The following is a 12,316-nucleotide window of genomic DNA, read 5'->3' as shown; positions in this document are numbered from 1 at the left end:
TATCGGTATTTTATTTTCCGTTTTCAGCGCTGATGTCGCCGTCACGGGTGAGCCACCAGGCCCCCAGAATCGGAATCATCGTCACCACCATCACCAGCAGCGCGACCACGTTGGTGACCGGGACATCGCGCGGGCGTCCGAGCTGATTGAGCAGCCAGAGCGGCAGCGTACGCTCGTGTCCGGCGGTAAAGGTGGTAACGATAATTTCATCAAACGACAGGGCAAACGCCAGCATCCCCCCCGCCAGCAGCGCCGAACCCAGATTGGGTAGCACCACGTAGCGAAAGGTTTGCCAGCCCGTTGCGCCTAAGTCCATCGACGCTTCCACCAGGCTCCAGGAGGTCCGGCGAAAGCGGGCAATCACGTTGTTAAACACCACCACGACGCAGAAGGTCGCGTGGCCCACGACTATCGTCAGCAGTCCCGGCTCCAGATTGACAGCCTTAAAGGCGGTAAGCAGCGCCAGTCCGGTAATAATGCCCGGCAACGCTATCGGCAACAGCAGCAGTAACGACACGGCGTTCTTGCCAAAAAACGCGCTGCGCCACAGCGCACCTGCAGCCAACGTGCCAAGGACCAGCGCGATGGTGGTGGAAAGCGCGGCAATCTTAAGTGACAACGTCACGGACTCGATAATATCGCCGCGCCCCGCCGCTGCGCTAAACCAGCGCAGCGTCAGGCCCTGCGGCGGAAAGCTGAAGGCGGCGTCTTCGGTATTAAACGCATAGAGGGCGATAATCAGCAGCGGGAAATGCAGGAAGATCACCCCGCCCCAGGTTGCCACCTTCAGGAGCAGCGGCGCGCGTTCAGAGTGCATCAAACGCTCCCAGACGTTTCACGAACGCCAGATAAAGGGCAATTAGCACGATCGGCACGAGGGTAAAGGCCGCCGCCATCGGCATATTGCCAATCGCCCCCTGCTGGGAATAGACCATATTGCCGATAAAAAACCCCGGCGGCCCCACCAGCTGTGGGACGATAAAATCGCCGAGCGTCAGGGAAAAGGTAAAAATCGATCCCGCGGCAATGCCGGGAATCGCCAGCGGCAGCACCACGTAGCGGAAGGTCTGGCGCGGACGGGCGCCAAGATCGGCGGAGGCCTGAAGCAGCGACGGCGGCAGGCGCTCCAGCGCGGCCTGCACCGGCAGGATCATAAACGGCAGCCAGATATAGACGAACACCAGAAAGCGGCCCAGACCGGAAGTCGACAGCGTATTGCCGCCTACCGCCGGGATCGTCAGCACCAGGCTCAGCAGGCTTTCCAGCCCCAGATGGCGCAGAAACCACTGCGCGACGCCATCTTTCGCCAGCAGCAGCGTCCAGGCATAGGCTTTGACGATATAGCTCGCCCACATCGGCAGCATCACGGCGATATAGAAAAACGCCTTCATCTTGCCGCGGGTATAGCGGGCCATATACCAGGCCATAGGCAATGCCAGGATCGCGCTGGCGATCGTTACCGACAGCGCCATCATCAGGGTACGGAGAATGATGTCGTAGTTTGCCGGGTTAAACAGCGCCCGCAAATTGGCCAGCGTCAGGTCCTGGGTCACCGACATGGTGAAATCGTCGAAGGTGTAGAAACTTTGCCATAGCAGGGTCAACAACGATCCCAGATAGACAATGCCGAACCACATCAGTGGGCCAAGTAGAAGCAAAAACAGGGCCAGCGAGGGTTTACGCCAGAACAGCGCGGATAAGCGCCCGGGAGAAGCGGACGGACTCGCCATCGTCATATCAGCCCCCGCTCTCCAGCGGCACCATCGCCGCGCGCGACCACGAAGCCAGCACCGTTTGCCCCACCGGCGGCGCGTTTAACGCGGCGTGACCATCAACGTTCGCCTGGCTCACCAACAGCTTCTCGCCATCGGCCAGCTTGAGCTCGACCCGGGTCGCGGCCCCCTGATACTGTACCGCCTGCACCACGCCCGCAATCTGGATCTCGCCGGCGGCATTCAGGCGAATATGCTCCGGACGCAGCGACCAGGATCCCGCCATCGCGCAGAGCTTGTGCGCCCGTTCTCCGCTGAACACGTTGGCGGTACCGACAAAGCCAGCCACAAACGCCGTTTTCGGCCGCAGATAGAGGTCCTGGGGCGCATCAATCTGTTCGATTCGCCCGTTATTAAACACCGCCACGCGATCGGACATCGACAGCGCTTCCCCCTGGTCATGGGTCACAAAAATAAAGGTGATGCCCAGCGCCTGCTGCAGTTTTTTCAGCTCCAGCTGCATCTGTTCACGCAGTTTTAAATCCAGCGCGCCGAGCGGCTCATCCAGCAGCAGGACCCGCGGCTGATTTACCAGCGCGCGGGCGATCGCCACCCGCTGGCGTTGGCCGCCGGAAAGCTGCGATGGCCTGCGCGCGTGCACAAACGCGAGCGCGACCCTCTCCAGCGCCTCCATCGCGCGGGCGTGCCGCTCCTTTTTGCCGATCCCTTTGACCATCAGCCCGTAGGCGACGTTATCGAGCACCGACATATGCGGAAACAGCGCGTAATCCTGAAAAACGGTATTGACGTCGCGCTGCCACGGCGGAAGCTCGCTGGCCGGTTTATTAAAAATGCGAATCGCGCCGCCAGAGAGCTGTTCAAACCCGGCAATCAGGCGCAGGCAGGTGGTTTTGCCGGAGCCGGAGGGCCCCAGCATGGAGAAAAACTCACCGTCGCGAATGGCGATGCTGACGCCATCCACCGCCCGTACGTCGCCGTACAGCCGCGAAACATTATCGAACTCTACCGCGTGCATATTGTTCGCCTCCGGCCACTTAACGACCGCCCATAATCGCGATGTAGTCCTGGGTCCAGCGGCTGTAGGGCACGAATTTCCCGCCTTCCGCGACCGGCGTTTTCCAGAACGCGATTTTGGAGAACTCGTTGTAGCCGTTGGTCTCGCAGCCCTTATCTCCCAGTAGCGTACTGGCTTTACACCCTGCTGGAACCACCGGCAGCGAACCAAACCAGGCGGCGACATCGCCCTGGACTTTCGGCGTCAGCGACCAGTTCATCCATTTATAGGCGCAGACCGGATGTTTGGCTTCGCTATGCAGCATGGTGGTATCCGCCCAGCCGGTGACGCCCTCTTTCGGGAAAACGGTGGCAATCGGCTGGCCTTCCGCTTTCAGGCCGTTGGCCTGATACGGCCAGGCGCTGGAGGCCACGACGCCTTCGTTTTTAAAATCACTCATCTGTACGGTGGTATCGTGCCAGTAGCGATGAATCAGGGCGTGCTGATCGCGCAGAACTTTGAGTACCGCCTGATATTGCGCTTCAGTGAGCTGATAGGGATCGGTGATGCCGAGCTGCGGCTGAGTGGCTTTGACAAACAGCGCAGCGTCGGCAATATAGATCGGCCCGTCATAGGCCTGCACCCGGCCCAGGTTGGTTTTGCCGTCCGGCAGGTTTTGTTTGACGAACACCGCGCTCCAGCTATCCGGCGGCGTCGGGAAGGTTTTCGTGTTGTACATCAGCAGGTTCGGCCCCCACTGGTACGGAGTGCCGTAAACCTTACCGTTGACGTTGAACCACGCGCCTTTTTCCACCCTCGGGTCGAGGGACTTCCAGTTGGCGATCAGCGCGGTGTTAATTGGCTGTACGCGTTTGCCCATAATCAGGCGCAACGAAGCGTCGCCGGAGGCGGTGACCAGGTCATAACCGCCTTTCGCCATCAGGCTGACCATCTCGTCGGATGTGGCGGCGGTTTTAACATTGACCTGACAGCCTGACTCTTTTTCAAACTGGCTGACCCAGTCGTAGCTTTTATCGGTCTGTCCCCGTTCGATGTATCCCGGCCAGGCGATAATATCGAGACGGCCTTCGCCTTTATCGAGAGAAGTCGGCGGCTCGGCGGCCTGCGCCGTCAGGAAAACCATACCCAGCACGCATAGGCTGCCACGGGCAATTTTATTGCTCATCGGGTCTTACTCCTGTCACAAGAAAATGAGCGGCAGCCGTGCCGTAAAAATATCTCCCTTAATAACAGTAGACGGCGCGCTATGGCCCCCCGGGGAAATTTATTCAGGTTGTGACAAGGGGCGCATTACGCAAAAAACGAGATTCACGCGATAACTTTATGGATTATAGACAAGGAGTTAGCGAGATAATACGACTATGCAAATTTCCTATGGCTCGTGCCGGTAAAATAATAACCGGCATGATACCTGAGAGCCTTCCGTGGCTTATTTTTCGGCAGCGGATAAGTGCCGGATATAAACAAAACCGCAGCGTGGTGCCCTCCCTTTTAACCGCTGCCGCGCATGCCTGACGGGCGCAGTTTTAGTCAAGTCAGCATCTCGCGAATCAGTTCGCCCAGCCGTTTAACCCCCTGTTCTTCTTTTTCGCCCCAGCCCCAGGCGGTATTAAAGCGGAAAAATGCGGTCCAGCTGGCGGTGGTGGAAAACATTTTCCCCGGCGCAATGCTGATGTTATACGCCAGCGCGCGGGCGCTCAGTTCCCCCGCATCGCTCCCGGTGGGGAGCTCAAGCCAGAGAAAATAGCCGCTATCGCTATGATGAATTTTCACCTCTGCCGGAAGATGACGCAGCAGCGCCTGCCAGGCCAGCTGCTTGCGCTCGGCAAGCTGGCGGCGCAAACGCCGCAAATGGGCGTCATAGCGCTTGGTCGAGAGGTAATCCACCAGCGCCAGCTGCATTGGCGAACTGGTAGAGAGGGTGCTCATCAGCTGTAGCTGCTGAATACGTCGGGCGTGCTTACCCGCCGCCACCCAGCCGATACGGAATCCGGGGACCAGACATTTGGAGAAGGAGCTGCAGTGCAGCGTCATATCGTCGCGATCCCAGTACTTTGCCGGCAGCGGTTTCTCACGGCCAAAGTAGAGCTCGCTGTACACATCATCTTCAATCAGCATCACGTTATAGCGCGCCAGCAGCGCCACCAGCCGCGCTTTTTTCCCCGCGCTGAGGGTAAAACCGAGCGGGTTTTGCCCGTTGGTCATCAGCCAGCAGGCTTTAACCGGATAGTTCTGCAATGCCTGCTCCAGCGCGTCGAGATCAATCCCCTCTTTGACGTCGGTCGCCACCGACAGCGCCTTGAGGCGCAGCCTCTCCAGCGCCTGCAGCGCCCCGTAGAAGCAGGGGTTTTCCACCACCACCCAATCGCCGGGTTCGGTGACGGCCTGCAGGCTAAGGTTTAACGCCTCCAGCGCCCCGGCGGTAATGACGATTTCATCCGGCGAGATATTCATTCCCTGCAGCGCGTAGCGTCGGGCAATGGCGTGGCGAAGTTCATCATTCCCCGGCGGCAGATTTTCAATCACGCTCATGGCGGTAGCGGTTTTGCTCACCTGCGCCAGCGATCGGTTGAGCTGCGGCAGCGGGAACAGGCGCGGGTCGGGAAACGCGGAGGCAAAGGGCAGCATCGATGCCTGACGGCTGGCCTGCAGCACCTCGAAAATGTAGGTATTGATATCCACCGCCTCATCACGCGTTACCTGCGCAGGCGGCGCGGGCTGACGCGGTTTAGTGGGCTGCGGCGCGACATAATAGCCGGACTGCGGGCGGGCGATGATACGTCCCTGGCTCTCCAGCAGCTGATAGGCGTGGCTGACGGTCATAAAACTCATTCCGCTGCTTACCACCTGTTCGCGCAGCGAGGGCAGCCTGTCGCCGGGTAACCACACCCCAAGCGCGATCTGTTCGGTAATCTGCTGCGCCAGCCGCTGGTACTTTTTCATCAGTCGATCCGTGTTGCGATTCGTAGGGTCAATAATATATCAGATGAGAAATGATGGTGGTTTATAAAAACTGTTATGGTGTATCGTGAAATAACACATGCCCGGAGGCGGCGCTGACGCGCCTGTCCGGGTTACCGCCCCGCAGACGGTTGCGAGCCCGTAGCCCGGCTAAGCGCAGCGCAGGCCGGGAGAGCGCCATTCTGCGTTTTGCCAAAATGTCATAACAGACCCCAACTGTTATAGGGAAAAACAGCGTTTCTGTTCCTGCAACCCGTTATCAACGAAGCCTAGAATTGCGCTGAATCAATTTTGTTGCGGAGCTCTGCATGTTCGGTCTTGATGCATTTCACCTGGCGCGGATCCAGTTCGCTTTCACCGTGTCATTTCATATTATCTTCCCCGCCATTACCATCGGATTAGCCAGCTACCTGGCGGTACTCGAAGGCTTATGGTTAAAAACGAAAAACCCGACCTGGCGCTCGCTGTACCACTTCTGGTCGAAAATATTCGCCGTCAACTTCGGTATGGGGGTGGTCTCCGGCCTGGTGATGGCCTACCAGTTTGGCACCAACTGGAGCGGGTTCTCCGAGTTTGCCGGGAGCATTACCGGCCCGCTGCTGACCTATGAAGTCCTGACCGCCTTCTTCCTGGAAGCCGGATTCCTCGGCGTCATGCTGTTCGGCTGGAACCGCGTCGGGCCGGGCCTGCACTTCTTCGCCACCTGTATGGTCGCGCTGGGGACGATTATCTCCACCTTCTGGATCCTCGCCTCCAATAGCTGGATGCAAACGCCGCAGGGGTTTGAGATCGTCAATGGCCAGGTGGTGCCGGTGGACTGGTTCGCGGTGATCTTTAACCCGTCATTCCCCTACCGCCTGCTGCATATGTCGGTGGCGGCCTTTCTCAGCAGCGCGCTGTTCGTCGGCGCCTCGGCAGCCTGGCACCTGCTGCGGGGCAACAATACGCCCGCCGTTCGCGCGATGTTCTCCATGGCGCTGTGGATGACGCTGATTGTCGCCCCCATTCAGGCCATGATTGGCGATATGCACGGGCTGAATACGCTCAAGCACCAGCCGGCGAAGATCGCGGCGATTGAAGGCCACTGGGAAAATACCCCCGGTGAGCCCACCCCGCTGCTGCTGTTCGGCTGGCCGGATATGCAGCAGGAGCGTACCCGCTATGGTCTGGAAATCCCGGTCCTCGGCAGCCTGATCCTCACCCACAGCCTGGATAAACAGGTGCCCGCGCTGAAGGAGTTCGCCGCGGAAGATCGGCCTAACGCCACCATCGTATTCTGGTCCTTCCGCCTGATGGCCGGGCTAGGGATGCTGATGATCCTGCTCGGCGCGCTGGCGCTGTGGCTGCGCTATCGCGGCCGCCTGTATCGTTCCAGACCCTTTTTACGCTTTGCGCTGTGGATGGGGCCATCGGGACTTATCGCTATCCTCGCGGGCTGGGTGACCACCGAGGTGGGCCGCCAGCCGTGGGTTGTCTACGGGGTACAACGCACCGCGGATGCCGTCTCGGCGCACGGCGACCTGCATATGTCGATCAGTCTGCTGACGTTTATCGTCGTCTACGGTTCGGTATTCGGCGTCGGCTATAGCTATATGCTGCGTCTGATTCGCAAAGGGCCGCAGGAAGCGCAGCCGCCCGCGTCAGGGACGCCAGCGCGCCCCCTTTCCGCCGCTACCGATCATGCACAGCAGAAGGAGTCCTGGTAATGGGTATCGATTTATCGGTTATTTGGTTTGTGATTATCGTCTTCGCCACCCTGATGTATATCGTGATGGACGGCTTCGATCTGGGCATCGGCATTTTATTTGCTACCACGCGGGACGCTTCCGACCGCGACGTCATGGTGAACAGCGTCGCGCCGGTCTGGGATGGCAACGAGACCTGGCTGGTACTCGGCGGCGCGGGCCTGTTCGGCGCGTTTCCGCTGGCCTATGCGGTGATTATCGACGCGCTGGCGATCCCGCTCACCCTGATGCTGATCGGGCTTATTTTCCGCGGCGTCGCCTTTGAATTCCGCTTTAACGCGACGCCATCGCACCGCCCGTTCTGGGATCGCGCCTTTATGGGCGGGTCGATTCTGGCCACCTTCACCCAGGGGATGGTCGTCGGGGCGGTGATCAACGGCTTCGCGGTCAGCGGCCGCAGCTTCAGCGGCGGAATGTTTGACTGGTTGACGCCGTTTACCCTGTTCTGCGGCCTGGGGTTGTGCATTGCCTATGCGCTACTGGGGGCCAGCTGGCTGGTGATGAAGAGCGAGAATGCGCTGCACCACAATATGCGCGTCACCGCGCGCGGTTTGCTGCTGGCGCTGCTGGCGGCAATCGTCGCCATCAGTATCTGGACGCCGCTGGCGCAGCCGGCCATCGCCGAGCGCTGGTTTAGCTTGCCTAACCTGTTCTTCCTGCTGCCGGTGCCTCTGCTGGTCGCGGCGATAAGCGCCTGGCTATGGCGAGCGCTTCGCAACAGCGCCAGCCACCTGCTACCGTTCGTTCTTACGCTGGGGCTGATCTTTCTCGGCTTTAGCGGACTGGGGATCAGTATCTGGCCGCATATTATTCCGCCGGGCATTACCCTCTGGCAGGCCGCCGCTCCGCCGCAAAGTCAGGGCTTTATGCTGGTCGGCGCGCTGCTGATTCTGCCGGTGATCCTCGGCTATACCTTCTGGAGCTACTACGTTTTTCGCGGCAAAGTTCAACACGGCGAGGGGTATCACTGATGCAACGAGTATGGCTTAAGCGGACATTATGGATGGTCGCCCTGTGGGGAGGCAGCGTGCTGGCGCTGGCGGCGGTGAGCATGGGATTTCGGCTGCTGATGACGGCCGCCGGATTGAAATCGTGATCGCGCGCGTATCGTTGTGAGTTCGGCCCGACGGCACGCCGTCGGGCTTTTTTTCGCCCTCCGTCAGCTGCCGCTGACAAAGGCTTTTCTCTTCTTTGATAACCGCAGAGATAAACTCAACCCATTCCGGGCATAGTAACCCCATTCGCCGATAGCATGGAAAAAGAGATGTTCAGGAGAAGCGTTTCGACGTTACTGCTGGTGTGCGCCCTGTTTTCCGGGCACGTGCTGGCCCGCAAACAAGGGCACGATTTCTTCCCGGTACAGAGTCTCGAACAGCAGTTACAGCACGAAGCCGATAGCGATGAACTGCGCAGCCAGGCGGAAGAAGCCGCCTCCGACCTGCGCGAACATCACCGCTGGCAGAATGCGCGAAAACCGAAAATGCATCACTACCAGTAGCGATTTCGTTATCAGGCGCCCTTGCGTTTCGGCAGCGTTTTCATCAGCTCATCGGGGCTCACGGACGCCACGATACTGCCCGGCAGCGGCATTTTCAGAATATGATTTTTTATCTTACCGACCACGTGCATTTCGCACGGCCGGCAATCGAACTTCAGCGTCAGCACTTCATCACCGTGGATAAGCTGCATCGGCGTCGCTTTCCAGCTCTTTATCGAGCCTTTGGCCTGTTTCGGACACAGGTTGAAGGCAAAGCGCAGGCAGTGCTTGGTAATCATCACCGGCACATCGCCCTTCTCTTCGTGGGCTTCATAGGCGGCGTCGATCAGCTGTACGCCGTAACGTTGATAAAACTCGCGCGCTTTGTGGTTGTAAACGTTAGCCAGAAACGACAGATGCGTTTCCGGATAGACCGGCGGCGGAACGGAAACCGGCTTGCGGCTGCCGCGCGCCACGGCCTTCAGACGGGCATCATCGAGCATTTCAGCCGTTTCACGGCGCAGCTGGTTGAGCAGGCTGTTTGGCACAAACAGCGCGCCCGGCAGGTTAATCTCGACGTTGCGCGAATAGTAAAGGGTCTGGCCAAGCTTCGCCACGCCATCGCGCAGGTTCGCCAGCGCTTTCTCCGCCTGGGTCGCCTCGGCAAACTCGCCGTCCAGCGTGTGGGTGACGCTGACGCCCTCTTCGCTGGTCATCGTCAGGACCAGCTGCTCCTGCCAGCCGCTCAGCTCGATATCGACGGCGATGCGGCGCTCGCTGGAGGTTTTCAGCAGCGCCTGCTGCCAGTTATGATCGAGGTTGCGGTTTAACGGCTGGTGCGGACGCACTTTGTATAAATCCGCGGGCATCTCATTCGGCCATACGCGATAGCGATTTTCGCCGGTTTTCTCCACCGTATTGGCGCGAAAGCCGACGATTTCACGTTTAATCATCACGTTCAGGCCATCGCCGTTGGTCAGCGCTTCGCTCACCTCAACGTCGAGAAAATCTTTGCCGACTTTCAGGACTTCACCCACCGGCAGGCCAATAAACTTCGGTGAATCAAAAGCCCCAATGTCGCCTTTGCGCGCATTGACAAAATAGTCGGTGCTGCCGCGATGGAAGGTCTTGTCCGTCGACGGGACAAAGAAGTGTTCGGTCCGCCCCGACGAGGCGCGGGCCAGGTCGCCGCGATCGTCAATAATGGCGTCGAGCATCTGGCGATAGTGCGCGGTGATGTTCTTCACATAGCTCATATCTTTGTAGCGGCCTTCAATCTTGAAGGAGCGCACCCCGGCATCGATCAGCGCGGCCAGGTTGGCGGTCTGATCGTTGTCCTTCATCGACAGCAGATGCTTTTCGTACGCCACCACGCGGCCCTGGTCATCTTTCAGGGTATAGGGCAGACGGCAGGCCTGCGAGCAGTCGCCGCGGTTGGCGCTGCGCCCGGTCTGGGCATGGGAAATATTGCACTGCCCGGAATAGGCCACGCACAGCGCGCCGTGGATAAAGAATTCAATGGTCGCGTCGGTATTATCGTAAATCGCTTTGATCTGCTGAAGATTCAGCTCGCGGGCAAGCACGATTTGGCTGAAGCCGACGTCAGAGAGAAACTTCGCTTTCTCGACGCTGCGGATATCGCACTGGGTGCTGGCGTGCAGCTCTATCGGCGGAATATCCAGCTCCATCACCCCCATGTCCTGGACAATCAGCGCGTCCACGCCGGTTTCATACAGGTCGGTTATCAGGCGCTGCGCCGGTTCCAGTTCATCATCATGAAGAATAGTGTTCAGGGTCACGAACACCTTCGCGCCGTAGCGATGGGCAAACGGCACCAGGCCGGCGATATCGCTCAGGCTATTGCTGGCGTTGTGGCGAGCGCCAAAGCCCGGCCCGCCGATATAGACCGCATCCGCGCCGTGTAAAATCGCTTCACGGGCGATCCCGGCATCGCGGGCGGGACTCAGTAGTTCAAGATGATGGTTTTGCAGGCGCATACGCTCGTCGTTATCCATTATAGGGGGTCGAAATGGCGGCTATTGTAGTCAGAACTGGGCACAGACCAAAACATTTTCCATCGCCGCGGCGGGAGGAATTTTCAGTTTTTAGCAAAGCATTGAAGGAAAAGATATTTCCCAGAAAAAGCGCCTGAGGATAGAGTCATCACGTATTCCGGATTTTCCTCGTCACGTTGTGATTTGCTGTCTCAGTCATTTGCCTGGCCGCGAGTTTGCTCGCGGCTTTTTTATTTCTCTTTCGGATAGTGGATCAGCGAATGGAAATGGGCGGTCTGCGCCCCGCTATTGCGATAGGCGTGCGCTAAATCGCCGGCGAAGCGCCGCCCTTCGCCGGGCTGCAGCGTCAGCCACGCCCCCTGCAGGCAAAGATCCAGCACGCCGCTAATCACCACCACATGTTCGATAACCCCTTGCTCATGCGGCGTTGACTCGCTCAGCGCGCCGGGGGCAAGGGTAATGGAGAAGTGGTCGAAACGCAGCACCGGGTCCCACGGGAAGAGCGGCGTCACCACCATGGCCTGCTGCTGGGGATCAAAAGCCGTCGGTTCGGCGGCGTCATCGGCAACGATAAAGGCGGAAAACGGCACGTTAAGCCCGGTGGCGATTTTCCATAACGTCGCCACCGTCGGACTCGATTCGTTGCGTTCAATCTGGCCCAGCATCGCCTTCGACACGCCGGTCTCTTCCGCCAGGCGCGACAGGCTCCAGCCGCGCAGCTGACGCTGCGTTTTTAACGTTGCCGACAGGTGTTGCGCAATATCCATTCAACCTCCCAATCATCTCTGCGGGAATTATACGCGCATTCGTCTGATTCTACAGGGGCTAACCGAGTAGGCGTTTTCACAACCCTTCTGGCTTTCATGAGATAAGCGATTTTAAAAAGCGTTTTCTGACTTCTTTATAGCCGTTGTTCTGATAAAACTTATGCGCCTGTTCTCGTCGTTCGCTGCTGGAGAGTTCAATTTGGCTACAACCGCTGGCGGCAGCGATCCGTTCGGCTTCAGCCAGTAATATTCGCCCCACTCCCATGCCCCGGCACGACTCATCAATCACCAGCGCCGAAATTAGCCCCCAGCGTCCTTTTTCATGCATCGGTTCAATCAGGTTCACCACAATCACCCCGGATAAGCGTTCTTTTACCTCGGCAATCAACGCGTAGCGGCAGGGATTATATTCCCGTAATGAGGATTGCAGGTTGTCTAAATCTACCGAATAGCCGAGCTGTTGAAAAAGCACGAGCAGGCCGGGCGCATCGACCTCCTTCGCTGTTCTGGTCGTAACCATGGTGGCTTGTTTCCCTGGTGATTGATTGGCAGAGATATCTATTGCGTTTCGCTCGGTAATGTCAAGATCGGATAGCCTCGCTT

12 protein-coding genes are annotated in these 12,316 nt (G+C 58.7%); 4 read left to right on the top strand and 8 right to left on the bottom strand.

Features of this window, described 5'->3' with window-relative positions:
• Positions 1–10: 10 nt before the first annotated feature.
• From BWI76_RS13420 to BWI76_RS13400, 5 genes are all read right to left on the bottom strand, one after another.
• Positions 11–817, bottom strand: coding sequence for an ABC transporter permease (locus BWI76_RS13420; protein WP_004138923.1), 807 nt, complete (start codon positions 815–817; stop codon positions 11–13).
• Positions 807–1,736: an ABC transporter permease gene (locus tag BWI76_RS13415; protein ID WP_064371739.1), complete on the bottom strand. Its 930-nt coding sequence runs from the start codon at positions 1,734–1,736 to the stop codon at positions 807–809. Before BWI76_RS13415 ends, BWI76_RS13420 begins: the two co-directional genes overlap by 11 nt.
• Before the next feature lies 1 nt (position 1,737).
• Positions 1,738–2,748 (bottom strand): ABC transporter ATP-binding protein, encoded by a 1,011-nt coding sequence (locus tag BWI76_RS13410; RefSeq protein ID WP_064371738.1) that lies wholly within the window; start codon positions 2,746–2,748, stop codon positions 1,738–1,740.
• 19 nt (positions 2,749–2,767) lie between these two features.
• Entirely contained in the window at positions 2,768–3,913 is a 1,146-nt protein-coding gene (gene ydcS, locus BWI76_RS13405; RefSeq protein ID WP_064371737.1) for a putative ABC transporter substrate-binding protein YdcS, read from the bottom strand.
• 365 nt (positions 3,914–4,278) lie between these two features.
• A complete protein-coding gene (locus BWI76_RS13400; RefSeq protein WP_024358270.1) occupies positions 4,279–5,691 on the bottom strand; it encodes a PLP-dependent aminotransferase family protein in 1,413 nt (470 codons plus the stop codon).
• Between the two features lie 326 nt (positions 5,692–6,017).
• Between BWI76_RS13400 and BWI76_RS13395 the strand changes: the two genes are divergently transcribed.
• The 4 genes from BWI76_RS13395 to BWI76_RS13380 all read left to right on the top strand — a co-directional run bounded on the left by BWI76_RS13395 (position 6,018) and on the right by BWI76_RS13380 (position 8,952).
• A complete protein-coding gene (locus BWI76_RS13395; protein ID WP_064371736.1) occupies positions 6,018–7,415 on the top strand; it encodes a cytochrome ubiquinol oxidase subunit I in 1,398 nt (465 codons plus the stop codon).
• Positions 7,415–8,425: a cytochrome d ubiquinol oxidase subunit II gene (gene cydB, locus BWI76_RS13390; protein ID WP_024358272.1), complete on the top strand. Its 1,011-nt coding sequence runs from the start codon at positions 7,415–7,417 to the stop codon at positions 8,423–8,425. The genes BWI76_RS13395 and cydB overlap by 1 nt, the downstream gene beginning before the upstream one ends.
• Entirely contained in the window at positions 8,425–8,550 is a 126-nt protein-coding gene (locus BWI76_RS13385; RefSeq protein WP_064510575.1) for a DUF2474 domain-containing protein, read from the top strand. Before cydB ends, BWI76_RS13385 begins: the two co-directional genes overlap by 1 nt.
• Before the next feature lie 168 nt (positions 8,551–8,718).
• Positions 8,719–8,952, top strand: a complete 234-nt coding sequence (locus BWI76_RS13380) for a DUF2554 family protein (RefSeq protein WP_004138937.1) — start codon at positions 8,719–8,721, stop codon at positions 8,950–8,952.
• Positions 8,953–8,963: 11 nt separating this feature from the next.
• Here BWI76_RS13380 and BWI76_RS13375 read toward each other — a convergent pair whose 3' ends face one another.
• From BWI76_RS13375 to BWI76_RS13365, 3 genes are all read right to left on the bottom strand, one after another.
• Positions 8,964–10,928: a peptidase U32 family protein gene (locus tag BWI76_RS13375; RefSeq protein WP_049090339.1), complete on the bottom strand. Its 1,965-nt coding sequence runs from the start codon at positions 10,926–10,928 to the stop codon at positions 8,964–8,966.
• Between the two features lie 248 nt (positions 10,929–11,176).
• Positions 11,177–11,713: a helix-turn-helix domain-containing protein gene (locus tag BWI76_RS13370; RefSeq protein ID WP_004138941.1), complete on the bottom strand. Its 537-nt coding sequence runs from the start codon at positions 11,711–11,713 to the stop codon at positions 11,177–11,179.
• 94 nt (positions 11,714–11,807) lie between these two features.
• Complete coding sequence (locus BWI76_RS13365) at positions 11,808–12,233, bottom strand: GNAT family N-acetyltransferase (protein ID WP_004138943.1); 426 nt, start codon at positions 12,231–12,233, stop codon at positions 11,808–11,810.
• Positions 12,234–12,316: the final 83 nt, after the last annotated feature.

Origin of the sequence: Klebsiella sp. M5al (assembly GCF_002090195.1) — a bacterium.
In the GTDB taxonomy this organism is placed as follows: domain Bacteria; phylum Pseudomonadota; class Gammaproteobacteria; order Enterobacterales; family Enterobacteriaceae; genus Klebsiella; species Klebsiella grimontii.
The sequence above is the reverse complement of the archived record's forward strand: the minus strand, read 5'-3'. Positions and strand labels throughout refer to the sequence as shown.

Bases quoted from the DNA above. Each gene is read 5' to 3' on its own strand.
- BWI76_RS13375 (WP_049090339.1), bottom strand. From the start codon at position 10,928: ATGCGCCTGCAAAACCATCATCTTGAACTACTGAGTCCCGCCCGCGAT.
- BWI76_RS13385 (WP_064510575.1), top strand. From the start codon at position 8,425: ATGCAACGAGTATGGCTTAAGCGGACATTATGGATGGTCGCCCTGTGG.
- BWI76_RS13400 (WP_024358270.1), bottom strand. From the start codon at position 5,691: ATGAAAAAGTACCAGCGGCTGGCGCAGCAGATTACCGAACAGATCGCG.
- BWI76_RS13370 (WP_004138941.1), bottom strand. From the start codon at position 11,713: ATGGATATTGCGCAACACCTGTCGGCAACGTTAAAAACGCAGCGTCAG.
- BWI76_RS13365 (WP_004138943.1), bottom strand. From the start codon at position 12,233: ATGGTTACGACCAGAACAGCGAAGGAGGTCGATGCGCCCGGCCTGCTC.
- cydB (WP_024358272.1), top strand. From the start codon at position 7,415: ATGGGTATCGATTTATCGGTTATTTGGTTTGTGATTATCGTCTTCGCC.
- BWI76_RS13395 (WP_064371736.1), top strand. From the start codon at position 6,018: ATGTTCGGTCTTGATGCATTTCACCTGGCGCGGATCCAGTTCGCTTTC.
- BWI76_RS13410 (WP_064371738.1), bottom strand. From the start codon at position 2,748: ATGCACGCGGTAGAGTTCGATAATGTTTCGCGGCTGTACGGCGACGTA.
- BWI76_RS13420 (WP_004138923.1), bottom strand. From the start codon at position 817: ATGCACTCTGAACGCGCGCCGCTGCTCCTGAAGGTGGCAACCTGGGGC.
- BWI76_RS13380 (WP_004138937.1), top strand. From the start codon at position 8,719: ATGTTCAGGAGAAGCGTTTCGACGTTACTGCTGGTGTGCGCCCTGTTT.
- ydcS (WP_064371737.1), bottom strand. From the start codon at position 3,913: ATGAGCAATAAAATTGCCCGTGGCAGCCTATGCGTGCTGGGTATGGTT.
- BWI76_RS13415 (WP_064371739.1), bottom strand. From the start codon at position 1,736: ATGACGATGGCGAGTCCGTCCGCTTCTCCCGGGCGCTTATCCGCGCTG.